This window comes from Mumia sp. zg.B21 (assembly GCF_019550855.1).
Taxonomy (GTDB): domain Bacteria; phylum Actinomycetota; class Actinomycetes; order Propionibacteriales; family Nocardioidaceae; genus Mumia.
Genome location: NZ_JAHWCJ010000002.1, coordinates 916,455 through 941,535, shown reverse-complemented (window position 1 = coordinate 941,535; position 25,081 = coordinate 916,455). Strand labels below are relative to the sequence as shown.

At 71.2% G+C, this 25,081-nt stretch carries 24 protein-coding genes; 22 read left to right on the top strand and 2 right to left on the bottom strand.

Features of this window, described 5'->3' with window-relative positions; translation table 11 throughout:
• Positions 1–40 precede the first annotated feature (40 nt).
• The 6 genes from KV100_RS13380 to KV100_RS13355 all read left to right on the top strand — a co-directional run bounded on the left by KV100_RS13380 (position 41) and on the right by KV100_RS13355 (position 6,678).
• Positions 41–1,906 (top strand): helicase-associated domain-containing protein, encoded by a 1,866-nt coding sequence (locus tag KV100_RS13380; protein WP_220343524.1) that lies wholly within the window; start codon positions 41–43, stop codon positions 1,904–1,906.
• Positions 1,903–2,751 carry a thioesterase family protein gene (locus tag KV100_RS13375; protein ID WP_308291435.1) on the top strand — a complete coding sequence of 283 codons (849 nt, stop codon included), beginning with the start codon at positions 1,903–1,905 and terminating at the stop codon, positions 2,749–2,751. Before KV100_RS13380 ends, KV100_RS13375 begins: the two co-directional genes overlap by 4 nt.
• A 176-nt stretch (positions 2,752–2,927) precedes the next feature.
• Positions 2,928–3,518: a CGNR zinc finger domain-containing protein gene (locus KV100_RS13370; protein WP_220343522.1), complete on the top strand. Its 591-nt coding sequence runs from the start codon at positions 2,928–2,930 to the stop codon at positions 3,516–3,518.
• Positions 3,515–5,149, top strand: a complete 1,635-nt coding sequence (locus KV100_RS13365; protein ID WP_220343521.1) for a DNA repair helicase XPB — start codon at positions 3,515–3,517, stop codon at positions 5,147–5,149. Before KV100_RS13370 ends, KV100_RS13365 begins: the two co-directional genes overlap by 4 nt.
• Positions 5,150–5,444: 295 nt before the next feature.
• On the top strand, positions 5,445–6,032 hold the full coding sequence (locus KV100_RS13360; protein ID WP_301022139.1) for a TIGR03086 family metal-binding protein: 588 nt from the start codon (positions 5,445–5,447) through the stop codon (positions 6,030–6,032).
• 76 nt (positions 6,033–6,108) lie between these two features.
• Complete coding sequence (locus KV100_RS13355) at positions 6,109–6,678, top strand: calcium-binding protein (protein ID WP_220343520.1); 570 nt, start codon at positions 6,109–6,111, stop codon at positions 6,676–6,678.
• 3 nt (positions 6,679–6,681) lie between these two features.
• Here the strand turns inward: KV100_RS13355 and pflA are convergent, their stop codons facing one another.
• On the bottom strand, positions 6,682–7,491 hold the full coding sequence (pflA, locus tag KV100_RS13350) for a pyruvate formate-lyase-activating protein (protein WP_220343519.1): 810 nt from the start codon (positions 7,489–7,491) through the stop codon (positions 6,682–6,684).
• Positions 7,491–9,758, bottom strand: coding sequence for a formate C-acetyltransferase (gene pflB / locus KV100_RS13345; protein ID WP_220343518.1), 2,268 nt, complete (start codon positions 9,756–9,758; stop codon positions 7,491–7,493). Before pflB ends, pflA begins: the two co-directional genes overlap by 1 nt.
• A gap of 186 nt (positions 9,759–9,944) precedes the next feature.
• On the opposite strand from pflB, the gene KV100_RS13340 reads away from it, so the two are divergent.
• The 16 genes from KV100_RS13340 to KV100_RS13265 all read left to right on the top strand — a co-directional run bounded on the left by KV100_RS13340 (position 9,945) and on the right by KV100_RS13265 (position 25,076).
• Positions 9,945–10,634 carry a GntR family transcriptional regulator gene (locus KV100_RS13340; protein ID WP_220343517.1) on the top strand — a complete coding sequence of 230 codons (690 nt, stop codon included), beginning with the start codon at positions 9,945–9,947 and terminating at the stop codon, positions 10,632–10,634.
• A gap of 107 nt (positions 10,635–10,741) precedes the next feature.
• On the top strand, positions 10,742–11,923 hold the full coding sequence (locus KV100_RS13335; RefSeq protein ID WP_220343516.1) for a branched-chain amino acid ABC transporter substrate-binding protein: 1,182 nt from the start codon (positions 10,742–10,744) through the stop codon (positions 11,921–11,923).
• A 67-nt stretch (positions 11,924–11,990) separates the two neighbouring features.
• Entirely contained in the window at positions 11,991–12,884 is an 894-nt protein-coding gene (locus KV100_RS13330; RefSeq protein WP_220343515.1) for a branched-chain amino acid ABC transporter permease, read from the top strand.
• Positions 12,885–12,888: 4 nt separating this feature from the next.
• Positions 12,889–14,061 (top strand): branched-chain amino acid ABC transporter permease, encoded by a 1,173-nt coding sequence (locus KV100_RS13325; protein WP_220343514.1) that lies wholly within the window; start codon positions 12,889–12,891, stop codon positions 14,059–14,061.
• A complete protein-coding gene (locus KV100_RS13320; RefSeq protein WP_220343513.1) occupies positions 14,058–14,858 on the top strand; it encodes an ABC transporter ATP-binding protein in 801 nt (266 codons plus the stop codon). The genes KV100_RS13325 and KV100_RS13320 overlap by 4 nt, the downstream gene beginning before the upstream one ends.
• Entirely contained in the window at positions 14,855–15,565 is a 711-nt protein-coding gene (locus KV100_RS13315; RefSeq protein ID WP_220343512.1) for an ABC transporter ATP-binding protein, read from the top strand. Before KV100_RS13320 ends, KV100_RS13315 begins: the two co-directional genes overlap by 4 nt.
• A 104-nt stretch (positions 15,566–15,669) precedes the next feature.
• Entirely contained in the window at positions 15,670–16,848 is a 1,179-nt protein-coding gene (locus KV100_RS13310) for an FAD-binding oxidoreductase (RefSeq protein WP_220343511.1), read from the top strand.
• Positions 16,845–17,174, top strand: a complete 330-nt coding sequence (locus KV100_RS13305) for a (2Fe-2S)-binding protein (RefSeq protein ID WP_301022241.1) — start codon at positions 16,845–16,847, stop codon at positions 17,172–17,174. The genes KV100_RS13310 and KV100_RS13305 overlap by 4 nt, the downstream gene beginning before the upstream one ends.
• Before the next feature lies 1 nt (position 17,175).
• Positions 17,176–18,621 carry an FAD-dependent oxidoreductase gene (locus tag KV100_RS20195; protein WP_220343510.1) on the top strand — a complete coding sequence of 482 codons (1,446 nt, stop codon included), beginning with the start codon at positions 17,176–17,178 and terminating at the stop codon, positions 18,619–18,621.
• Positions 18,618–19,532 (top strand): dihydrodipicolinate synthase family protein, encoded by a 915-nt coding sequence (locus KV100_RS13295; protein ID WP_220343509.1) that lies wholly within the window; start codon positions 18,618–18,620, stop codon positions 19,530–19,532. Before KV100_RS20195 ends, KV100_RS13295 begins: the two co-directional genes overlap by 4 nt.
• Positions 19,533–19,580: 48 nt before the next feature.
• Positions 19,581–20,582 (top strand): proline racemase family protein, encoded by a 1,002-nt coding sequence (locus KV100_RS13290; protein ID WP_220343508.1) that lies wholly within the window; start codon positions 19,581–19,583, stop codon positions 20,580–20,582.
• Between the two features lie 8 nt (positions 20,583–20,590).
• Entirely contained in the window at positions 20,591–22,078 is a 1,488-nt protein-coding gene (locus KV100_RS13285; RefSeq protein WP_255566138.1) for an aldehyde dehydrogenase (NADP(+)), read from the top strand.
• Positions 22,078–23,127 (top strand): proline racemase family protein, encoded by a 1,050-nt coding sequence (locus KV100_RS13280; protein WP_220343506.1) that lies wholly within the window; start codon positions 22,078–22,080, stop codon positions 23,125–23,127. The genes KV100_RS13285 and KV100_RS13280 overlap by 1 nt, the downstream gene beginning before the upstream one ends.
• Positions 23,124–24,104: an ornithine cyclodeaminase family protein gene (locus tag KV100_RS13275; protein WP_220343505.1), complete on the top strand. Its 981-nt coding sequence runs from the start codon at positions 23,124–23,126 to the stop codon at positions 24,102–24,104. Before KV100_RS13280 ends, KV100_RS13275 begins: the two co-directional genes overlap by 4 nt.
• A 10-nt stretch (positions 24,105–24,114) precedes the next feature.
• Positions 24,115–24,687: a metal-dependent phosphohydrolase gene (locus KV100_RS13270; RefSeq protein ID WP_220343504.1), complete on the top strand. Its 573-nt coding sequence runs from the start codon at positions 24,115–24,117 to the stop codon at positions 24,685–24,687.
• Positions 24,688–24,716: 29 nt separating this feature from the next.
• A complete protein-coding gene (locus KV100_RS13265; RefSeq protein WP_220343503.1) occupies positions 24,717–25,076 on the top strand; it encodes a hypothetical protein in 360 nt (119 codons plus the stop codon).
• Positions 25,077–25,081 lie beyond the last annotated feature (5 nt).

Below are 25,081 nucleotides of genomic sequence, written 5' to 3'. Positions count from 1 at the left end.
TAGTGCGGGACGCTCCCGCCCCCGGACTACCGTGGGAGGGATGACGATGTCCGACGCCCCACCGCGCACCCTCGCGGACGACCTCCGGGCCCGTAGCGACGAGGCGCTGGTCGTCCTGCTGCGCGCACGTCCGGACCTTGGGGCGACCCCGCCGGCCGATATCGGACAGCTCGCGTCTCGAGCCGCCTCGCGACCCTCGGTGCTGTGGGCCCTGGACCGGCTCGACACCGCTCACCTCTCGACGCTCGCCGCGATGGCGGCCCTCGAGCCGCCGGTGTCGCTGGACGGACTGCGCCGGCAGGTCGACGCCGACGACGCCCGCATCGCGGCGATGGTGGCCCGTCTGCACGCGAGCGCACTGGTCTGGGGGCGTGACGGCGCGTGGCACGTCGTCCGCGAGGCGCGAGAGGTGCTGCGGACCTACGGGCCACGAGGCCCCTACGACGGGCCGCCGCCGGTGCGTACCCGCGAGGTCGACGACCGCCGTCATCGCAACGCGAGCGCGGGCACGGTGATGGAGGTCCTGCAACGTCTCGAGCACCTGCTCGGGTCGTGGGGCGAGAGTCCTCCACCGGTCCTCCGCTCCGGCGGGCGAGGCGTCCGCGACGTCCGCAACGCCGCCACAGCACTCGGCGTCACGGTCGACCACGTCGAGTTCCTGCTCGACCTCACCGAGTCCGCCGGTCTGCTGGGCCGCGCACCGGATGACGGCGCCGGTGAGGTGTGGGCCCCCACGACACTGTTCGACACGTGGCGCGACAGCCCGCCCGCCGCCCGGTGGGTGGCGGTCGCCACGGCGTGGCTCGCCGGCCCTGGGCGCCGGGTGCGGACACAGGTGCTCCGCGTGCTGTCGTCGCTCGACGGGGCCGCCTACGTCGACGCCGAAGAGGTCGTCGAGGCAGTGGCGTGGGCCGTGCCTCGGGCCGACGCCGATCGCGACGACCTGGTGCGACGAACGCTCGTCGAGGCGACCCGGCTCGGTGTCGTCACCCTGGATGCGTTGAGTCCTGCCGGCGCCGGTCTCGGGCTCCCGGACGCCGCGGCGGTCGTGGAAGGGCTGCTGCCGTCCCGGGTCGACCACGTTCTCGTTCAGGCTGACCTCACCGCGGTCGCCCCTGGCCCGCTCGAGCCCGCCGTCCGTGACCGGCTCGAGGACGTCGCCGACGTCGAGTCGCGCGGCGGTGCGACCGTCTACCGCTTCACGGCCGACTCCGTACGCCGCGCTCTCGACCGCGGTTGGCCGGCCAGCGAGATCCACGCCTTCGTCGAGCAGGTGTCGGTGACGCCGATCCCGCAGCCGCTGACCTACCTCGTCGACGACACCGCACGGCAGCACGGCCGGCTGCGGATCGGCGACGCGTCGGCGTACCTCCGCTCCGACGACCCCGCGGAGCTCGAGGCGCTGCTCGCCGACCCGACCATCGGCCCGATGCTGCACCGGATCGCCCCGACCGTCGCCGTCAGCACGGTCCGGCACGAGGTGCTCGCCGACCGGCTCTCGACCGCAGGGCACCGACCTGTCGGCGAGGAGCCGGGCGGCGTCCTTCGGGTGCGTCGTCGCGACCAGCGCCGCGCCGAGGTGGTCGACGCCGGCGTCCGGAGGATGGGCGACCCGGCCGAGGCCGTACGCGCGATCCGCGCCGGTGAGCGTGCGGCCTCGTTGCGACCGGTCGGCGGCCGCGACGAGCACCAGGGCTCGCTCGCGACCATGGCCCAGCTGCGGGAGGCCGCGGACGCGCAGGAGCCGGTCTGGGTCGCCTACATGGACCAGGCGGGCACCCGGACCGAGCGGGTCGTGGAGCCGCTGCGGGTGGACGCGGGATGGCTCACCGCCTTCGATCACCGTTCCCAGCGCGTGCAGCGCTTCGCGGTCCACCGGATCGTGCAGGTAGCGTCCGCTCCGTGAGCGAACTCTCCACGTCGAGCACCACGGTGCCGCTGCCCGAGCTCCCCGCCGCGAGCTTCTACGAGCGCGAGGACGACCACGCCTTCCGATCGACCGCAGCCACCGAGAGCCCGTGGGATCCCCGTGCGCAGCACGGGGGACCGCCGTCGGCGCTGCTCGCCCGCGCCATCGAGCACGGCGTGGACGACGCGTCGATGGCCGTGGCCAAGATCGACGTCGACTTCCTCGGCCCGATCCCGCAGGGCGTCTGCGAGGTCGCCGTCACGACGCTCCGCCCGGGCCGCCGCGTGCGGCTGGTGGAGGCGACGCTGACGGCGGACAGGCGGGCCGCCGCCAGCGCCCGCGCGTGGCTGGTGTCCCACGAGGATGGGCGCGCCCCCGCCACCGGCGCCACCGCCGCCGTGCCCGGACTCCCTGCCCCGCAGCCTCATCCGCCGATGGTCGGGGTGCGGCCGGACTGGGGGTACGGGCGGGCGATCGAGTGGCGGTACGTCGTCGGCGCACCGGACGGACAGGCGTCGGCCGACGACGGCGCGACCAGCGTCTGGATGCGCGCGCGGGTCCCGCTCGTGGCGGGCGAGGACACCTCGGCCCTCGCGCGGCTGATGGTGGTCGCGGACTCCGCGAACGGTGTGAGCGCGAACCTGGACCTGCGTGACTGGCTCTTCATCCCGCCAGGTCTCGGCGTGACGCTCCAGCGGCCGCCGTCGTCGGAGTGGGTGCACCTCGAGGCGGCCTCGTGGTCGCAGCCGCGCGGCACCGGGGTCGCCCACGCGGTCGCCAGCGACACGGACGGGCTCTGCGGCTTCGTGATGCAGCCGCTCCTGGTCGCGCCACGGCGCTGACGCCCCCGACCCCCGCACACGACATCACCCTCGCCATGTCGGGGGGGTACATCGGCGAGGGTGACGGGTAACAGGCATCTCTGCCGCTACGTCTTACATACTACCGGGCGGTAGGTGAGGTCCAAAGCGGCTTCCAGGCCTTACCGCCGACGGGAGTGCGCCAGTAGGATGGAGGGATGGACTTCGTCGGGTACGCCGAGCGCGCCGCCGAGCTCGTGAACGCCCGCCTGGTCACCGTCGACGACGTCCGCGCCCACCTCCGCGAGCGCCAGTGGCTGGTCCGGCAGGCCACCGAGCGCGACGTCCGCGCGCTCCGACGCTTCCAGCGCCGGCTGCGCACGGTCTTCGAGCAGGGCAGCGCCGGACAGCCCGACGCGGTGGTCTACTCCCTCAACGCACTGCTCGCGTCGCACCGGATCACGCCTCTCATCGTCCCCACCGACGCAACCGCCACCGACACCGCCACCGACACCACGAAGGTCGCCGACGGCGCCGCGAGCGGATGGCGGCTGCACGTCGCCGACCGCGCGGCCTCGGTCGCGGAGCTGCTGGTGGCCGAGTCCCTCATGGGGCTCGCCACGCTCGTCTGTGACCTGACGCCGGCGAGGCTCGGCGTGTGCGCCGCCCATGCGTGCACCAACACCTATGTCGACCTCTCACCCAACCGCTCGCGGCGATTCTGCTCCGAGCGGTGCTCCTCCCGCGCGAACGTCGCGGCCTACCGGGCGCGCCAGAAGTCGCGCCCGATCCCTGGAGGTATCGCATGACCGACGGACCGCTGATCGTGCAGTCCGACAAGACGCTGCTGCTCGAGGTCGACCACGAGCAGGCTGCCGAGTGTCGTCGGGTCATCGCGCCCTTCGCCGAGCTGGAGCGCTCGCCCGAGCACATCCACACCTACCGGATCACCCCGCTCGGACTGTGGAACGCCCGGGCCGCCGGCCACGACGCCGAGCAGGTCGTGGACGCCTTGATGGACTACTCGCGCTATCCCGTCCCGCACGCGCTGCTGGTCGACGTCGCGGAGACCATGTCTCGCTACGGCCGCCTCCGACTCGAGAACCACCCGGTGCACGGCCTCGTTCTCTCCACCACCGACCGGCCCGTGCTCGAGGAGGTCGTCCGTGCCAAGCGCATCCAGGGCATGCTCGGCGACCGCATCGACGACGACACCGTCGTGGTCCACCCCAGCGAGCGCGGGTCCCTCAAGCAGGCGCTGCTCAAGGTGGGCTGGCCCGCGGAGGACCTCGCCGGGTACGTCGACGGCGAGGCTCACGCCATCAGCCTGTCCGACGGCGAGTGGCACCTGCGGCCGTACCAGTCGGAGGCGGTCGAGTCCTTCTGGCACGGCGGGTCCGGCGTCGTCGTGCTGCCGTGCGGTGCGGGCAAGACGATCGTCGGTGCCGCGGCGATGGCCCAGGCCAGCTCGACGACCTTGATCCTCGTGACCAACACGGTCTCGGCGCGGCAGTGGAAGGAGGAGCTGCTCCGCCGTACGACGTTGACCGAGGACGAGATCGGTGAGTACTCCGGCGCCAAGAAGGAGGTCCGCCCGGTCACCATCGCGACCTATCAGGTGATGACCACGCGGCGGAAGGGGGTCTATCCCCACCTCGAGCTGTTCGACGCGCGCGACTGGGGCCTGATCATCTATGACGAGGTCCACCTGCTGCCGGCTCCGATCTTCCGGATGACCGCCGACCTGCAGGCGCGCCGCCGCATCGGCCTCACGGCGACCCTGGTGCGCGAGGACGGTCACGAGGGTGACGTCTTCAGCCTGATCGGCCCGAAGCGGTACGACGCGCCGTGGAAGGACATCGAGGCGCAGGGCTACATCGCCCCCGCGGACTGCGTCGAGGTGCGGGTGACCCTGAGCGACTCCGAGCGGATCGTCTACGCCACGGCCGAGGCCGACGTGCGCTACCGGCTCGCGGCCTCGACCGACCGCAAGACCGACGTCGTCGAGCGACTCGTGGAGGAGCACCGCGGCGAGCCGACGCTGGTGATCGGCCAGTACATCGACCAGCTGGACGACCTCGCCGAGCGCCTGGGCGCTCCGCTGATCAAGGGCGAGACGTCGGTCAAGGAGCGCGAGGCGCTGTTCGCAGCCTTCCGTACCGGGGAGATCGGGCTCCTCGTCGTCTCCAAGGTCGCCAACTTCTCCGTCGACCTGCCCGAGGCGTCCGTCGCGATCCAGGTGTCGGGCTCGTTCGGGTCGCGGCAGGAGGAGGCGCAGCGTCTCGGGCGCCTGCTGCGCCCCAAGGGCGACGGCCGTACGGCGCGCTTCTACGCCGTCGTCGCCCGGGACACCGTCGACGCGGAGTTCGCCCAGCACCGGCAGCGGTTCCTCGCCGAGCAGGGCTACGCCTACCGGATCGTCGACGCCGCCGACGTCTGAGCCGGCTCGCGCAGGCGGGGAGACATGGACCGGATCCACCGACCCCGAGGCTGTGGTCTTCGACATGCTGGGCACGCTGGTCGACGAGCCGAGCGGTCGCAGCAGTACATCGCGCAAGGACGCCGTGGGTACGTCAGCACCGAGGTCGTCGATCGCGAGACCGCGCAGCTCGTCGCCGACCTGACGGGCTGAGGGACTGATGGGCTGACGGACTGATGGGTTGGCGTGCCGATGATTTTGGGAGGCTTGCCGAGTCGGGGATGTGACCGGACCCGAAACGACGAGAGGCTCACCCGTGCCTGATCTTCTGGACCTCGGCCCCGCCGCCCGTCGCGTCAGCGCTCTGCTCGAGGGCGTCGACGACGGCGAGCTCGGTCGACCGACCCCGTGCGAGTACGACGTCGCGACCCTGCTGGACCATCTCGACGGACTTGCCCTCGCCTTCACGCTCGCGGCCCGCAAGTCCGACGACCCGGCGCTCGCCGCCCCACCGCAACCGTCGGACGCAGGTCTCTCCCCGGGGTGGCGAGAGCGGATCCCGCAGCGCCTCGATGCGCTCGCCGAGGCCTGGCGATCTCCGGAGGCGTGGACAGGTGAGGCGACGGCGGGAGGCGTCACGATGCCTGCGGAGATCGCCGGCGTCGTGGCCCTGGACGAGATCGTGCTGCACGGTTGGGACCTCGCCCGCGCCACCGGCCAGCCGTACGAGGTCGACCCGGAAGCCCTCACCATCGTCCACCGCTTCGTCGAGGAGTCGGCGGCGCCGGAGCAGGCCGAGGCGCGCGAGGGGTTGTTCGGGCCTCCGCTGCCGGTGGCTGCGGACGCTCCCCTGCTCGACCGGGTCGTCGCGCTCGCCGGGCGCTCTCCCTCCTGGCCTGACTGAGCCGTTCGTGCAGAGCGGCCCGATCGGGGGTTGTCTGGAGGGACAGCGACCAGATCCCCTGCCGAAGGAGAGACCCATGACTCGCACCAGCATCCGCCGCCGGAGCGCGGCCCTCGGAGCGGCATCCGTGCTCGGGATCGCCGGCCTTGCCCTCACGGCCGGCTCCGCGGACGCTGCCCAGGCAGCCACCTGCGGTGGTCTCCGGGCCACGATCGTCGGCACCGCCGGCGACGACAACATCCGCGGCACCGGTGGGCGGGACGTGATCGCCGGGCTCGGCGGCGAGGACGACATCCGAGGGCTCGGCGGCAACGACGTCATCTGCGGCGGCGCCGGCGAGGACGACCTCGAGGGCGGCACCGGCAGCGACCGCCTGTACGGCGGCTCCCGAGGCGACGACATCGAGGGCGGCTCCGGCAACGACCGCATGTGGGGCGGCTCCGGCAACGACGACCTGCAGGGCGGCGTGGGCAACGACCGTCTCCGCGGCGGGTCGGGCAACGACGACATCGAGGGCAACCGTGGGCGCGACCGCCTGTGGGGTGGCCCGGGCAACGACACGCTCGAGGGTGGTCCAGGCAGGGACGTCCTGCGGGGCGGCCCGGGACGCGACCGCCTCTACCAGGGCAGCGAGCGCGACGACTGAGGGTCAGCCGACGTACGTCGGCAGACCGTGCGCCTCGAACTGGCGGCGGACCCGCGCGACCAGCTCGGGTGAGGGCGGCGCGACGTCGGCGAGCGCGTACGGGGTGTCGAGCCGCTCCCACTTCCCGCGGCCCAGCTGGTGGAAGGGGAGGATCTCGACGCGGGTGACGTTGGGCCAGCGCTCGACGATCCGCGCCACGTTCTCGACGTTGTCGACAGCGTCGGTCAGCCCGGGAACGAGCACGAACCGCACCCAGACCTCGGTTCCCCGCGCTGCCAGGCGGTCTCCGAAGTCGATCGTCGGTCGGAGGGTGCGGCCGGTCGCACGCCGGTAGGTCTCCTCGTCCCCGGCCTTGACGTCGAGCAGCACCAGGTCGACGTCGTCGAGCATCTCGTCGGTCGCGGCGGCACCGAGGAAGCCCGAGGTGTCGAGCGCCGTACGCACCCCCAGCTGCTTCACCCCGCGCAGGACACGGGCGACGAACCGCGGCTGCATCAACGGCTCACCGCCCGACAGCGTGAGGCCGCCGCCGGTCGCCTCGAACACCGGCCGGTAGCGCGCGACGCGGGCGACCAGGTCGTCGGCGCGCACCTCCGTGCCGTCACGCATCCTCCAGGTGTCGGGGTTCTGGCAGTAGAGGCAGCGCAACGGGCATCCGGTCAGGAACGTCGTCATCCGGGTCCCAGGCCCGTCGACCGCCGTCACGAGCTCCCAGGAGTGGACCGCCCCCACCTCGCCGGAGCGCATCGCCGCCAGCCGCTCCTCGCGGTCGAGCTCGACCGCGGGGAGGTCGGCGAGAACGGTGGCGGTCATCAGGCGACGGCCCCGTGGAACGTGCGCGACAGCACGTCGAGCTGCTGCTCGCGCGTGAGGCGGACGAAGTTCACTGCGTACCCCGACACCCGGACGGTGAGCTGCGGGTACTTCTCCGGGTGCTCCATCGCGTCCTCGAGGGTCTCGCGGTTCAGGACGTTGACGTTCATGTGGTAGCCGTCGGAGCCGGTGTAGGCGTCGAGGAGGCCGACGAGGTTCGTGACCTGCTCCTCCTTCGTGCGACCGAGTCCCGACGGCACCACGGTGTTCGTCAGCGAGATGCCGTCCTGCGCGTCGTCGTAGGCGAGCTTCGCCACCGACAGCGCGCTGGCGAGCATCCCGTGGGTGTCACGCCCGTTCATCGGGTTGGCGCCCGGCGCGAACGGCTCGCCCCGGCGGCGTCCGTCCGGGGTGTTGCCGGTGGCCTTGCCGTAGACGACGTTGGACGTGATGGTGAGGACCGACTGCGTGTGAAGCGCGTCCCGGTAGGTCGGGTAGGCGCGCAGCTTCTCCATGAACCGCTCAACGAGGTCGCGCGCGATGGCGTCGACACGGTCGTCGTCGTTGCCGAAGGTCGGGAAGTCGCCGGTGGTGTCGAAGTCCACGACGATCCCTCGCTCGTCGAAGACCGGGACCACGCGTGCGTACTTGATCGCCGACAACGAGTCCGCGGCCACCGACAGCCCTGCGATGCCGCACGCCATGGTCCGCAGCACGTCGGTGTCGTGCAGCGCCATCTCGAGCCGCTCGTAGGCGTACTTGTCGTGCATGTAGTGGATGACGTTGAGCGCCTCCACGTACGTCCCGGCGAGCCAGTCCATCTCGGCGTCGAAGCGCTTCATCACGTCGCGGTAGTCCAGCGGTCCCTCGTCGACCGGCGAGGCGGCCGGTCCGACCTGCTTGCCGGTGATCTCGTCGCGGCCGCCGTTGATGGCGTAGAGCAAGGTCTTGGCGAGGTTCACCCGCGCGCCGAAGAACTGCATCTGCTTGCCGACGCGCATCGGGGACACACAGCACGCGATGGCCGCGTCGTCACCCCACCACTCACGGATGTGGTGGTCGGACTCGTACTGGATGGCCGACGTGTCGATCGAGACCTGCGCGGCGAAGCGCTTGAATCCCTCGGGGAGCCGGTCGCTCCACAGCACGGTGAGGTTCGGCTCCGGCGCGGGACCGAGGTTGTAGAGGGTCTGGAGGTAGCGGAACGTCGTCTTGGTGACCAGAGGGCGCCCGTCGTCGCCCATGCCCGCGAGCGACTCCGTCACCCAGGTCGGGTCGCCGCTGAACAGGGCGTCGTACTCGGGCGTCCGAAGGAAGCGGACGATGCGCAGCTTGATGACGAAGTCGTCGATCAGCTCCTGCGCCTGAGACTCGGTCAGGTCGCCACGGGCCAGGTCGCGCTCGAGGTAGATGTCGAGGAAGGTCGCCGTGCGACCGAGCGACATCGCGGCACCGTTCTGCTCCTTCACGGCGCCGAGGTAGGCGAAGTAGGTCCACTGGACGGCCTCACGGGCGTTCGTCGCCGGCTGCGAGATGTCGAACCCGTACGAGGCGGCCATCTGCCCGAGCTCCTGGAGCGCGCGGATCTGCTCGCTGTTCTCCTCGCGGGCGCGGATGATGTCCTCCGACGCAGGCTGGCGGTCGAGGAGGGCCCGGTCGTTGCGCTTGTCGGCGATGAGGGCGTCGACCCCGTACAGCGCCACGCGGCGGTAGTCGCCGATGATGCGGCCTCGTCCGTAGGCGTCCGGGAGGCCGGTGATGACGTGCGACGAACGGGCCGCTCGCACCGAGGGCGGGTAGGCGTCGAAGACACCCTGGTTGTGGGTCTTGCGGTACTCGGTGAAGACCTTCTTGAGCATCGGGTCGACCGGGTAGCCGTACGTCTCGAGGGCGTTCTCGACCATGCGCCACCCACCGTTGGGCATCATCGCCCGCTTGAGCGGAGCATCGGTCTGAAGCCCGACGATGAGCTCGTTCGCCCGGTCGATGTAGCCGGGCGCGTGGGCGGTGATGCCGGCCGGAGTGTGCCAGTCGACGTCGTAGACGCCCTTCTCGCGCTCCTCGGGGAAGAGACTGCTGACCCGGCGCCAGAGCGCGCTGGTCCGTTCGGTCGGGCCGGCGAGGAACGTACTGTCGCCGTCGTACGGCGTGTAGTTGCGCTGGATGAAGTCCCGGACGTCGATGCGGGTCTGCCACGGCCCGTCGACGAAGCCCTCCCAGCCGCGGCCACGGCCGGTCTCGGTGCGCAGTTCGGTCGCGATGGTCATGCCCTTTCCCCTCGTCGCTGGTGGGATGCTCTCGCTATGTCCAACGCCGGACGAATTGTTGTTCGAGTCGCCAAACGGTGTGGTGTTCGCCATATCCGGCACCTCTCGTCGAGATACGAGGACCAAGGTGCCCACGGTGCAAGGGTCGGTACTATGTGACGCATCACTGATCGAGGAGTGGGTCCATTGCCGACCTGGACGTCCCGCCGGATCGAGCCCGGTCACAGCCTGCGCGAGCAGATCGAGGAGTCGCTGACCGCGGCGATCGTCACCGGCCTCGTGGAGCCGCACGAGCTGCTCACCGTCCCTGTGCTCGCGTCACAGTACGAGGTGTCGGCCACGCCGGTGCGCGAGGCGATGCTCAACCTCGCTCGTCGCGGTTTCGTCGTCCCCGTGCGCAACAAGGGCTTCCGCGTCCGCGAGGTCGGGCGTGACGAGCTCTCCAACCTCGTACGGACCAGGCGCCTGCTGGAGTGCCCCACGATGCTCGACGTCGCCGAGCGGTTCACCGCGGCGGACCGGCCCGCCTTCGACGCGCTCGTCGTCCGCGTCCGCGACGCGGCCGACGCGCGGGACTTCCCGACCTACGTCCGGGCCGACAAGGAGCTTCACCTCGGTCTCCTCGCGCTCCTGGGCAACCCGATCCTCGTCGAGGTCGTCGGCAACCTGCGCGACCAGACACGCACGGTGGGCATCGCCGCCAAGATCACCCGCGAGCAGCTCCGGGCGTCGATCGACGAGCACGAGGCCCTCCTCGACTTCCTGGAGGCCGGCGACGGGGCGGCGGCGAGCGAGCTGATGTCACGCCACATCGGTCACGTCCTCGGCTGGTGGAGCGGTGTGGCGGAGGACACCACGCCGTCGGCGACGTTGTAACCCAACTGTTTTCCCTATTTACTTCCGCGTAATCCGCGTCACGTGATATGTAATATGTCACATATCAAGGCACGGCGATGACCCGCGCCGACGAGGAAGGAACACGCATGAAGAGCACTCGGTCCGCGTCGGTCTGGCGGCGCGCCCGCTATCTGGCCGCCAGCGTCGCTCTCGCGACTGCCGTCGCAGGTTGCGGCGGTGGCGTTGGTGGAAGCGACGACGAGAAGTCCGGCGACACGATCAAGTTCGGCATGCTCGCCCCCTTCTCCGGTACGGAGAGCGCGTTCGGCGACTACATGAAGAACGGCGCCGCCCTCGCCGTCGAGGAGATCAACGCCGACGGCGGCATCGACGGCAAGGACATCGAGCTCGTGACCCAGGACGACGGGTGCGACGCCACGACCGCCGTCGCGGCCGCCAACAAGCTCGTCTCCCAGGGAGTCGTGGCGTCGGTGGGCGGCTACTGCTCGGGCGCGACGCTCCCGACGCTCCCGATCTTCCTGCAGGCCGAGGTGCCGATGGTCATCCCGGCGGCCAACTCCAACGCGCTCGTCGAGGCCGACCAGGAGAACGTCTTCCTCATCAACGGCACCGGCACCCAGCAGGCCGCCGCCGCCGTCGCGTTCGCGAAGAAGGAGGGTGCCTCCAAGATCGCGGTGATCGACGACTCGACCGACTACTCCGTCGACCTCGCCGACTCGTTCGTCGAGCAGGCCAAGTCCGCCGGTCTCGACGTCGTGCTGGACGCGACCATGACGCCGAAGGAGAAGGACTACTCCGCCGAGGCCAACAAGCTCGTGAAGTCCGGCGCCGACTTCGTCTACTGGACGGGCTACTACCAGGAGGGCGGCCTGCTGAACCGCCAGTCCAAGGACGCCGGCTACAAGGGCACGTTCCTCGCCGGTGACGGCTCGGTCGATGCCAGCTTCGCGGAGATCTCCGGCAAGGACTACACCGACAACGTCTACGCGACCTTCACCCAGACGCCCGACATGCTCGAGGGTGCCGAGGACTGGATCGCCGACTACACGAAGAAGTTCGGCGACGAGCCTGGCCCGTACTCGACGCAGTCCTACGACGCGGTCCGGGTGATGGCCGAGGCGATCAAGAACGCCGACTCCACCGAGATGAAGGACATCGACGCCGCGCTGCGCGACCTCGACGGGTTCCCCGCCTTCTCCGGTCCGATCACCTTCACCGAGGAAGGCACCCTCGCCGAGGGCGGCTTCGCGATCGTGACGATCGGCGACGACGGCTCGTTCGTCCTGCACGACGACCTGCAGGGCTGACGTCTGAGAGGGGTCCCGGCTCCTGTGGGGCCGGGACCCCGTATCGCTGGATCACGATCGGAGCCTCATGTCGCAGATCATCATCAACGGCCTGTTCGTCGGGTCGTTCTACGCCCTCATCGCGCTCGGCTACAGCATGGTGTACGGGATCATCAAGCTGCTCAACTTCGCCCACGGCGACGTCTACATGATCGGTGCCTTCGTCGGCTTCGTCCTGCTGACGTCCTTCGGTGGCCTCGCCGCAGCGGCCACCATCCCGACACTCGTCCTGCTCGTGCTGGTCGCGATGATCTTCACCGGGCTGCTCGGGGTGACGGTCGAGCGCGTGGCGTACAGACCGTTGAGATCGTCACCACGGTTGGCGGTCCTCATCACCGCGGTGGGCATGTCCTTCACCCTCGAGTACGCGGTCCGCCAGATCTTCGGCCCGTCCCCCAAGGCGTACCCCGTGCGGGTCAGTGGAGGCAGCGTCGAGTTCATCGGCGCTCGCATCTCCACCGCACAGCTGGTGCTGATGGCCCTCGCCGCACTCCTGATGGTCGTGCTCGCGTTCTACGTGAACCGCACGCGGGAGGGCCGCGCGATGCGCGCCATCGCCCTGGACCCCGCGGCCTCGACCCTGATGGGCATCAACGTCAACCGCGTCATCTCGCGGGTCTTCTTCATCGGCTCGGCACTGGCCGGCGCCGCAGGCGTCATGGCCGGCGCCTACTACGGCTCGATCGACTTCCTCATGGGGTTCGTGATCGGCATCAAGGCATTCACGGCCGCGGTGATCGGCGGCATCGGGAACCTGTACGGCGCGATGCTCGGCGGACTGACGCTCGGTCTGCTCGAGTCCTTCGGGACCGCCTGGCTCGGAGGGGAGTGGCGCGACGTGTTCTCGTTCGCCTGTCTGATCATCTTCTTGTCGTTCAAGCCGACCGGCATCCTCGGTGCCCGCGTCGTCGAGCGGATGTGACCCGATGAAGACTCAGGCCTCCATCACCGCGCCCGCCCCGACCCGCGCCCGTCCCGAGCGTTCCCGTGGTTGGCGCAGCGACGACAGCGTGCTGCGGCTGCTCGGCATCGCCGCGTTCGCCTTCGTGCTGCTCCTGCCGTTCATCAACGCGTCGCCGTACACGATCTCGATCATGACCACAGCACTCATCTACGTGATGCTCGCGCTCGGTCTCAACGTCGTGGTCGGCTATGCGGGCCTCCTCGACCTCGGTTACATCGCGTTCTTCGCGGTCGGCGCCTACACGTCGGGCATCCTGACCACCCACTTCGGCTGGTCGATGGTCTTCGCCGTGCCCGGCGTCATCGTCGCCTGCATCATCGCCGGCATCGTCATCGGCGGTCCGACGCTGCGGCTGCGCAGCGACTACCTCGCGATCGTCACGCTCGGGTTCGGCGAGATCATCCGCCTCACGGCCAACAACCTGGAGATCACCGGGGGCCCGTCCGGCATCCACGGGATCCCCTCGTGGCAGCTCTTCGGCTGGGACCTCGCCGACGGCGTCACCATCGCGGGCATCTTCTTCAACGGCAAGGTCGTCTTCTACTACTTCGTCGCCGTGATCGTCGGCCTCGTCGGAGTGGTAGCACTCGGGCGACTCGCCCGCGGCAAGATGGGCCGCGCGTGGAAGGCGGTCCGCGACGACGAGGACGCCGCCGAGGCGATGGGCATCAACACCTACGTCACCAAGATCACCGCCTACATCATCGGTGCGGTCTGGGCGGGACTCGCCGGGCAGCTGATGGGGACGCACCTCACCGCGATCTCCCCCAACAGCTTCTTGTTCCTCTACTCGGCGTTGATCCTCATGGCCGTCGTGCTCGGCGGGATGGGCTCGGTGCCCGGCGTCATCATCGGCGCGCTGTTCGTCTCGCTGGCGCCTGAGTTCCTGCGGGAGTTCGCGGAGTGGCGGTTCCTGCTCTTCGGTGTGCTGCTGGTCGTGACCATGATCTTCCGTCCGACGGGCATCTGGCCCGCGACGGCCGTCCTCCCGTGGTCCAAGGACAAGCACGTCGACGAGGACGTCGACGAGGTGGAGCAGGACTCGGCCCCTGAGACGCGCGACGAGGCTGAGCTGAACGAGGGCGAGGACACCGGCGGCGACCTGCTCGCCCGCCGGGAAGGAGAGAACCGATGACCGCGACCACCACGGAGACCGGAGAGGTCCTGCTCGAGGTCACCGACCTGCACCTGGCCTTCGGCGGCGTGAAGGCCGTGGACGGACTGTCGATGTCGGTGCGCTCGGGCGAGATCCTCTCGGTCATCGGTCCGAACGGGGCGGGCAAGACGTCCGCCTTCAACTGCATCTCCGGGTTCTACCGTCCCACCAGCGGATCGATCACGTTCAAGGGCCGCTCGATCGTACGGTCGCTGCCGTCGACGATCACGAAGGCGGGGATGGCACGCACCTTCCAGAACCTGCGGCTGTTCCGGGAGCTGTCGGTCCTCGACAACGTGAAGACCGCGATGCACGCTGCCCTGCGTCAGCGCTGGTACGACGCCATGCTGCACACCCCGCGTTACAAGCGCAGCGAGCGGCAGTGCCTCGAGGAGGCGCGTGGGTGGCTCGACTTCGTCGGCTTCACCGGCGACGAGGACCTCTACGTGACCCAGCTCCCGTACGGCGAGCAGCGTCGGGTGGAGATCGCTCGTGCCCTCGCCACGAAGCCCCGCCTGCTGCTGCTCGACGAGCCGGCCGCCGGCCTGAACCACAACGAGAAGCAGCAGCTGGTCGCCCTCATCCGGCGGATCCGCGACCTGGGGATCGGCATCGTCCTCATCGAGCACGACATGGGGCTGGTGATGGACATCTCCGAGCGCATCATCGTGCTCAACCACGGCAAGGAGATCGCCGACGGGACTCCCGCGGAGATCAAGAGCGACCCGAAGGTGATCGAGGCGTATCTCGGCTCCGAGGACGAGGAGGACGCATGAGCGGGCTGGTCGTCGAGGACGTCGACGTCTACTACGGACGGGTCCACGCGCTGCGTTCGCTGAGCTTCCACGTGGACCAGGGCGAGATCGTCGCGCTGCTCGGCAACAACGGCGCCGGCAAGACCACGACGATGAACCTCATCTCGGGACTGGTCAAGCCGTCGTCGGGGTCGGTGACCTGGGACGGGACCGACCTGCGGTCGGTGCCGGCACACGACCTCGTCCCTCGCGGCGTGGTCCACGTGCCCGAGGGCCGGCGGATCTTCAGCACGATGACGGTGCACGAGAACCTCATGCTCGGCGGCTACCGCGTGCGCGACACCTCGGTGATCGACGAGCGCGTCGAGCGGGTCTACGCCTTGATGCCGCGCCTGCTCGAGCGGCGGCGCCAGCAGGGCGGCACGCTGTCGGGCGGCGAGCAGCAGATGCTGGCGATCGGCCGCGCCCTCGTGGCCGATCCGCGGCTGCTCCTGCTCGACGAGCCGTCGATGGGCCTTGCTCCGCTGATCGTCAAGCAGGTCATGGAGATCATCGCCGAGGTCAACGCCCAGGGGACCACCGTGCTCCTGGTGGAGCAGAACGCGAAGGCGGCGCTGCGCATCGCCGACCGTGCGTACGTCGTCGAGACAGGGCGTGTGACGTTGTCGGGCGCCGCCGACGAGCTCGCGGGAGACGCGCGCGTCGTCGAGGCGTACCTCGGCTCCTGATCCCGCGACTCGACGTCACGCCAGAACACAGCCAGACCCCAGAGATCGCTCTGTCCCTACCAGTAATATGTGATATATTACTGGCTCCCGAACGAGGAGGCACCATGCGCGCCATCGTGGTCGGCGCCGGCATCGTCGGTGCCGCCTGTGCCCGGAGCCTCGCCCGGGCCGGGGTCGACGTTCTCGTCCTCGAGCGGGGCGCCGCCGTCGGAGGCACGTCGGCGGCCTGCGAGGGCAATCTCCTCGTCTCCGACAAGACACCCGGACCGGAGCTCGACCTCTCGCTGCTGGCGGCCGACCGGTGGGCCACGGTCGCCGCCGAGCTGCACGAGGAGCTCGGGGCGGCCTTCCCCTCGGTCGAGTACGAGCGCAAGGGCGGGCTCGTCGTCTCCACGACCGCCGACGGCGCCGACGCCCTGCGGGCGTTCGCCGCGACGCAGCGCGCGGCAGGTGTCGACGCGCAGGACGTCGACACCGCCGGGGCGCTGGCCCTCGAGCCGTACCTCACCCGCGACGTCACCGCAGGCGTGCTCTATCCGCAGGATGCCCAGGTGCAGCCGGTGACGGCGGCCGAGGCGCTGCTGGCCTCCGCCCGCCACGCGGGGGCGACCGTCCTCACCGAGACCGAGGTCGTCGGGGCCGTCCGCAGCCCCGACGGTCGTCTGATCGGTGTCTCGACACCCGCAGGCGACCACGGTGGAGACGTCGTCGTGAACGCGGCCGGCCCGTGGGCAGGCGACGTCGCCCGACGTCTCGGCGTCCACCTGCCGGTCCTCCCCCGGCGCGGGATGGTGCTCGTCACGACACGGATGCCGCACCGCGTGCTCCACAAGGTCTACGACGCCGACTACGTCGGTGCCACCCAGTCCGCGGACGCCGACCTCCAGACCTCGACCGTGGTGGAGTCCACCGCGGCCGGCACCGTCCTCATCGGTTCCTCTCGCCAGCGTGTCGGCTTCGACGACCGCCTCGACGTCGAGGTCGTCCGTGAGATCGCGGCGAAGTCGCTGCGCATCTTCCCGTTCCTCACCAGCGCGTCGGTGCTGCGCACGTACGGCGGCTTCCGCCCGTACATGCCCGACCACCTGCCGCTCGTCGGGGCTGATCCCCGCCTACCCGGGCTCCTCCACGTCACCGGCCACGAAGGCGCCGGCATCGGCCTCTCGGTGCCCTCGGCCGACCTGCTCCACGCGCTGGTGACCGGCTCCGCGGCCCCACTCGACCCGGCGGCGTTCGCGGTCGACCGCCCCACGCTCGCGCCCTACCTCGAGGAGGCATCGTGACCCCGCGTCCTGTCGACCCCGCCCGCGATCCCGCGGAGCCGGCCCTCGCCACGACGGTGACCATCGAGTTCGAGGGGCGCCGGTACGAGGGCGTGCGCGGCCAGACCGTCGCCGGCATCCTGCTCTCCCACGACGTCCTCGACTGGCGTACGACGTCGGTCTCCGGAGCGAGCCGGGGCCTCTTCTGCGGGATCGGCGTCTGCTTCGACTGCGTCGTGAGCGTCGACGGTGTCCGCGACGTCCGCGCGTGCCAGCGACGCGCCCGCGGCGGCGAGCTGGTCGAGCGCCAGCACGACCGGCTGCCCGAGCCCCGAGAGGAGCGATGACGTGGACGTCCTCGTGATCGGCGCCGGGCCCGCCGGCATGGCCGCGGCGCACGCAGCGCGAGCCGCCGGAGCGACCGTCCGCGTGCTCGACGCCTCCGACGGGACCGGCGGCCAGTACTGGCGCCACCTGCCGGCCAGCAGGCCCGCCGCACGCGAGCGCGTGCTCCACCACCAGTGGGACCGTTATCGGCGGCTCCACCAGAGCCTCCAGTCCGACCCCGGCGTCACGGTGAGCCTGGAGGCGCACGTGTGGGCGATCGGCCAGGACGACGCCGGTCTCACGGTGCACGTCTCCCACGGTGACGTCGACGGCACCGGACAGCGCACGGAGACGCTGCGACCCCAGCGGCTGGTCCTCGCCACCGGGGCGCACGACCGTACGCTGCCGGTCCCCGGCTGGACCCTGCCCGGCGTCGTGACCGCCGGCGCGGCCCAGGCCCTCGCCAAGGGCGAGCGGCTCGCGATCGGCGAGCGGGTCGTGGTCGCCGGATCCGGGCCGTTCCTGCTGCCGGTCACCGCCTCGCTGCTCCAGGCGGGCGCCTCCGTCGTCGGCGTCCACGAGGCCGCGCGTCCTCGACGCCTCGCCCGCGAGTGGCTCGCGCGACCGTGGGAGCTGGTCGGCACGACCCACAAGGTGAGCGAGCTCGCGGGGTACGCGGGACACCAGGTCCGCGGCCGCGTCCCGTACCGCACCGGCTCGGCGGTCGTCCGCATCCACGGAGAGGGCCGCGTCGAGGGCCTGACCGTCGCCGACGTCGACGACCGGTGGCAGCCCGTGGCCGGCACCGAGAGCGAGGTGTCGTGCGACGCCGTCTGCCTCGGCCACGGCTTCGTCCCGCGCCTCGAGCTCGCGATCGCCGCCGGCTGCGGGCTCACCGACCAGCGCTTCGTCGCCGTCGACGCCCACCAGCGCACCACGGTCGCGGGTGTGCTCGCAGCCGGTGAGCTGACGCAGATCGGCGGCGTGGACCTCGCCCTCGCCGAGGGCGAGATCGCCGGCTGGGTGGCCGGGGGCGGCGATCCGTCCGCGGCGCACCTGTCGCGCGCCCGCCGCGCCCGCAGCCGCTTCCGACGGTTCGCCGACCGCATCGAGGCCGCCCACGGCATCGGACCGGGATGGATGCGCTGGCTCGACGACGACACGGTCGTGTGCCGGTGCGAGGAGGTCGGCTACGGCACGCTGACCCGCGTCGCGTCCGACACCTCGTCCGTCGGACTGCGCTCACTCAAGCTGACCACCCGAGCCGGTCTCGGCCTCTGCCAGGGGAGGGTCTGCGGCCGCACGGTCGAGACCATCCTCTCCGCGGCGAGCGGACGAGGATCCGTCCCGTTCGCCGACCACACCTCCACCGACCGGCGGCCGATCGCCGTGCCGGTCCGGGTGGGCGACCTCGCCCGACCCGCATCCCCCGACGTTCCGTCCACCTCCCGAAAGGACCCAGCATGACCAGCACCATCGATCTCGGCGGCGTCGTCGTCGCGACCGCCCTCGCGTTCAAGGAGGACCCGTCGGCGCCCGCCGGGCTCGCGGTCGACTACGACAAGTTCGGCGAGCACGTCGACTTCCTCATGGCGAACGGGTGCCGCGGAGTCGGCCCCAACGGGTCGCTCGGCGAGTACTCCTCGCTGACCGACGAGGAACGCCGCAAGGTCGTCCAGGTCGCGGTCGACGCCGTCGACGGACGGGGCGTCGTCGTCGCCGGCGTACACGGTGTCGGCTGGCACCAGGCGCAGGAGTGGGCGCGCAACGCCCAGGCCGACGGGGCCGACGGCGTGCTCCTGCTCCCGCCGACCCTCTATCGCTCCAACCCCGACGAGGTTGTCGAGCACTTCCGCAAGGTGGCGGAGGTCGGGATGCCGATCATGGCCTACAACAACCCCTTCGACACCAAGGTCGACGTGACCCCCGACCTCGTCGCCCGACTCGCCGAGATCCCCGAGGTCGTCGCGATCAAGGAGTTCTCCGGTGACGTCCGCCGGGTCTACGAGATCAAGGAGAAGTGCAACATCGACGTCATCGCCGGCGCCGACGACGTGCTCTTCGAGCTCATGGTCAACGGTGCCGTCGGCTGGTTCGCCGGCTACCCCAACGCCTTCCCCAAGGAGGCCGTCGCGCTGTACGACCTCTGCGTGGCGGGCAAGTGGCAGGAGGCCCAGCAGCTCTACGCGCAGCTCGTCGCGGTCTTCCGGTGGGACTCCCGTACGGAGTTCGTGCAGGCGATCAAGCTCTCGATGGACATCTGCGGCAACTCGTACGGCGGGCCGACGCGACCGCCCCGCGGCCCGCTCAGCCCCGAGCAGGTCGCTGCGGTGACCGCTGACACCGAGCGCGCGCTCGCCGCGATCGCCGCACGCTGACGTCCGAGCGCCCACGCCACCGATCCATACTCGAGTCAGGAGGTCACCATGCGATCCACACGCATCTTCCATGCCGTCGACTCCCACACCGAAGGCATGCCCACCCGAGTGGTCACCGGCGGCGTGGGCGTGGTCCCGGGTGCGACGATGAACGAGCGCCGGCTCCACTTCATCGAGCACCTCGACCACATCCGTCGGCTGCTCATGAGCGAGCCCCGCGGGCACGCCTCGATGTCCGGGGCGATCCTGCAGCCACCCGCCCGGGACGACTGCGACTTCGGGATCATCTTCATCGAGGCCAGCGGCTGCCTGCCGATGTGCGGGCACGGCACGATCGGCGTCGCCACCGTGCTGGTCGAGACCGGGATGGTCGAGGCGACCGAGCCGGTGACCGAGATCCGGCTCGACACCCCCGCCGGTCTCGTCGTCGCCCGGGTCGCTGTGCAGGACGGGCGAGCCACGTCGGTGACCCTCGCCAACGTGGCGAGCTTCACCGAGCGACTCGACCAGAAGATCGAGGTGCCCGGCCTCGGCACGGTGCCGTACTCGGTGGCGTTCGGCGGCAACTTCTATGCGATGGTCGACCTCGACGACGTCGGCCTGCCGTTCGACCGGGCGCGTCAGAACGACATCGCCGCCGCCGGTCTGGCCATCATGGCGGCGATCAACGAGACCGCACCCCCGCACCACCCCACGATCGACGGGGTCGACCACGTCCACCACGTGGAGTTCATCGCTCCCGGCTCAGACGCCGTACGGTCCCGGCACGCGATGGCGATCTATCCCGGGTGGTTCGACCGGTCGCCCTGCGGCACCGGCACCTCCGCGCGGATGGCCGAGCTGTACACGCGGGGTGAGCTGGCGCTGCACACCGACTTCGTCAACGAGTCGTTCATCGGGTCGGAGTTCACCGGCCGGCTCGTCGCCACCACCACCGTCGGTGACCACGAGGCGGTGCTGCCGGAGATCACCGGCCGGGCCTGGATCACCGGGACGGCCCAGTACCTGCTCGACCCCCACGACCCGTTCCCCACCGGATTCGACTTCTGAGGATGGCGATGACCGACCTGTTCACCACGCTGGACGCCGCCGACGCGGCGGCCCCCCTCCTGGCCCGCACGACGCCGCGCGACCGCGCAGCCGCCCTGGTCTCGGTCGCTGATCGCCTCGAGCTCGCGGCCGACGAGATCGTCGCGCTCGGCACCGAGGAGACCGGCCTCACGGAGGGCCGGCTACGAGGAGAGCTGAACCGTACGACGCAGCAGCTGCGCCTGTTCGCCGAGGTCGTCGTCGAGGGGGCCTACCTCGACGCCCGGATCGATGCCGCCGACCCCGACTACGCGGTCGGTCCCCGGCCCGACGTGCGCAGGGTCAACGTCCCGGTCGGACCCGTGCTGAACTACGCCGCCTCCAACTTCCCGCTGGCCTTCTCCGTCGCCGGCGGTGACACCGCAGCCGCACTGGCCGCGGGCAACCCGGTCGTGGTCAAGGCCCACGACGGACACCCGCGGCTCAGCGCGCTCGTCGCGACGATCGTGACCGAGGCCCTCCGCGAGGCCGGGATGCCCCACGGGTCGTTCGCCGTGATCTTCGACCGTGAGGACGGGGTCGCGGCCCTCAAGGACGACCGCATCCGCGCGGCGGCGTTCACCGGCTCGACGACGGTCGGTCGGATGCTCGCCGACGTCGCCGCGGCCCGCCCGGTGCCGATCCCCTTCTACGGCGAGCTGGGCAGCGTCAACCCCGTCGTCGTGACCCCGGCTGCGCTCGCCGCCGGCGCCGATGCTCTCGCCGCCGCGTACGTCGGCAGCGTCTCGGGCTCGTGCGGTCAGCTGTGCACCAAGCCCGGTTTCCTCCTCGTCCCCGGCGTAGAGCCGCTGACCGATGCCCTCGTCACCGCGGCGGCGGAGGTGCCCGAGCACCGCCTGCTGACCGCCGGGATCACCGCCGGCTACCGCGAGCGCCGTGAGGCCGTCCTCGCTGCCGCCGGTGTCTCGGTGCTGGTCGAGGGAGAGGTCCGGGTCGGCGCCGACGGTCTCGGCTGGGCCACGCCCACGCTGGTGTCGATGTCCCTCGCCGACCTCGAGAAGGCCGGAGACACGGTCCTCGACGAGTCGTTCGGACCGTTGTCGGTCGTCGTCGAGTACGGCACCGCGGCGGAGCTCCCCGCTGCTTTCGAGCGCCTCTTCCCGGGCAACCTGACCGCGACGGTGCACCTCGCTCCGACCGAGGACACGGCAGCCCTCGAGCCTCTCCTCGACGCCCTGGCCCGCACGAGCGGACGCGTGCTCTTCGGGGCATGGCCCACCGGTGTCTCCGTGACGGCGGCGATGCAGCACGGTGGCCCGTACCCGGCGACCACGCACGACGCCACGTCGGTGGGGACCGCGGCGATCGGACGGTTCCTCCGCGCGGTGGCCTACCAGGGCGCGCCGCAGTCGGTCCTTCCTCCGCCGCTGCGCGACGACAACCCCTGGGGGGTGCCGCAGCGCCGCAGCCCGGCCGGACTGTCGCGGCAGTGGGGCGAGCTCACCGGGCGGTACTGATGGCGAGCACCCCGACGGCATCGGACACCGCCGAGTGGGAGGGCGTGACGACCGTCGACTACCACACCGGCGGCGAGCCCTTCCGGATCGTCGCCGACCCGTCCGTCGCGCTCCCCGGTGACGGGGTCGCCGACCGGCGGGTCAGGGCGGCGGCCGACCCCGACGTCCAGCACCTGCGTCGGGTGCTCTGCCACGAGCCGCGGGGCCACGCCGACATGTACGGCGGCTTCATCACCCCGCCCGACGACGACGGCGCCCACTTCGGTGTGCTGTTCTGGCACAAGGACGGCTTCTCGACCGCCTGCGGCCACGGCACGATCGCCCTCGGGACGTGGGCGGTGGAGTCGGGCCTCGTCCAGGCACCCGCCGACGGCGTCGTCGACGTCAGGATCGACGTCCCCTCGGGACGGGTGACCGCACGCGTGCACGTGGCGCAGGGCCGCGTCTCCCACACCGACTTCGTCAACGTGCCCAGCCATGCGATCGCCCGAGACGTGGAGGTCGCGACGTCACGGGGTCCGCTGCGCGTCGACGTCGGCTTCGGTGGCGCGATCTACGCGCAGCTCGACGCCCGGACCGCCGCGCTGGCCGTCGTGCCCGAGCAGGTCGACGACCTCATCGCCCTCGGTCGCGAGATCAAGTGGGCCCTGAACGACCACGCCGTGGCCCAGCACCCGACCGACACCCGCCTGAGCGGTGTCTACGGGACGACGATCTACGACGATCTCGGCACCACCGACGACGGCAGGGCGCACCAGCGCAACGTCACCGTCTTCGCCGACGGCGAGGTCGACCGATCCCCCTGCGGCTCCGGCACGTGTGCTCGCGTCGCGGTGCTGGACGCCCACGGCGATCTCCCCGACGGGCGCGACCTCGTGCACGACTCGCTGGTCGGCTCGCGCTTCCTCGCACGTGTGGAGGAGCGGACGGTCGTCGACGGGCACGAGGCCGTGGTGGTGTCGGTGAGCGGCACCGCGCACCGCACCGGCGAGCACCGCTTCGTGGTGGACCCGGCCGACTCCCTGACACCCGGGTTCGTGCTGCGATGACGACGCTGCCGTACCTCGACGCCTCCGCCGTCTCGGCGCTTCGCCCACGCGACGCCGTCGAGGCGCTCCTCACCGCGCTGCGCGACGGCCTGGACCCCACCCAGGGCACCCCGCGGACCTTCGTCCCGCTCACCCACGGCGAGTACATCGTGATGCCCGCCGAGAACGGCGCCGACACCGGCGTCAAGATCGTGACGGTCGCGCCCCGCAACCGCGAGCGAGGGCTGCCGCGGATCCAAGGGATCTACGTGCTCTTCGACGCCCGGACGCTCGCTCCGCGCGCGTTGCTCGACGGGATCGAGCTGACGGCGCTCCGCACCCCGGCGGTCTCTCTCGCCGGTGTCCGCCAGCACCTCCTCGCCGACACCGGCCCGCTGCACGTCGTCGCCTACGGCGTCGGCATCCAGGCCGTACGCCACGTGGCGACCGCCGCCGACGTCGTCGAGGGCGTGCGCACGGTCGCCTCGGTCACCTATGTCGCCCGCGATCCGCGTACGGCCGAGGTCCCCGAGCTCGTCGGCGTCCCCACCCGGGTCGTGGCCGTCGACAGCGCCGCCGCCGCCGAGGCCGTGGGTGCGGCAGGGCTGATCCTGTGCGCCACGTCGGCGCGCGAGCCCGTGTTCGACGGGACCCTCGTCGCCGACGACGCGATCGTCGTGGCCGTCGGGTCGCACGACCCGGACGCACGCGAGGTTGACGAGCACCTGGTCGGCCGGTCGAGGGTCGTGGTCGAGGATCGCCGGACGGCGCTCCGCGAGGCTGGCGACGTCGTGATGGCCGTCGCGGCCGGGACGCTCGACCCCTTGTCCCTCGTCACCCTGGCCGAGGTTTCGGCCGAGCCGGTGCACGCGGCCGGACGGCCGGTGTTCTTCAAGTCCGTCGGCATGGCGTGGGAGGACCTGGTCGTGGCGGCCGCGGCGCTCGACGCGGTGACAGGATTTTCCGCCACGCCTGCGGTCGTCGCGGAGGCCCCGTAGATTGGACCAGGTGCACCCCAGCATCCGGCTCGAGCTGGCGAAGCGCTGGTCGGAGCCTCACCGCGAACACCACGGGGCCGATCACCTGGCAGAGGTGGTCCGCGCCGTGGACCTGCTTGCAGCGCTGGGCCTGACGTTCGACGTGGAGACCGTCCGCACCGCCGCGTGGTTCCACGACGCGATCTACGACGTGCATCGCGCCGACAACGTCGAGCGGTCCGCCGCGCTCGCCCAGCGCTGGCTCGACCCGGGCACCGGGGACCGCGTGGCCGAGATTGTGATGGCCACCCGTGACCACGTCGCACCGCCGGGAGACCTCGAGGCAGCCGTCCTGTGCGACGCCGACCTGAGCGTCCTCGGGTCCGATCCCGAGCGCTACGACCGGTACGCCCGCGCGATCCGCGCCGAGAACCTGCACGTCCCCGACTCGGAGTACCGGCGGCTCCGCTCCCGGGTTCTCGCGCGCTACCAGGCGCGGCCCCACTTCTTCGCGACCCGACCCGCCCGTGCCCTCTGGGAGACGTGCGCGAGGTCCAACATCACGCGCGAGCTGAGGTCGCTCGGTCGTCCGGTCGCGGTCTAGGGTTTGCCCGGCCGCTTAACCTGGACGCCGTGACGGAGTTCCTCCTCGAGGCGCGGGCCCGCGTGCTGCACGACCTCGCCGCCTACCGCATGGCCGACGCCTCGGCGGTCTCCGTCCTGGAGGAGGCGCTCAGCCAGCGTGGCTGGTGGGTCGCCCAGTGGCCGGACGGTGCAGCGTTCCTCGCCGGCCTCATCGCGCAAGACGTCCAGGACGCCCTCTTCGACGCGGGCAGCCGGTGGCCCCGCTGCCGCGTCTGCGGGCCAGGCCCCGAGCACAGCCTCGGGGTCGAGCCGGAGCTCGGCGAGGACCCTCGTTGGGTGTGCACCGAGTCCGGCCTCGAGGTCGCACCGGTCGGGGCGCTGCGAGCGCTCGACCAGTCGACCGGCTGAGCGCC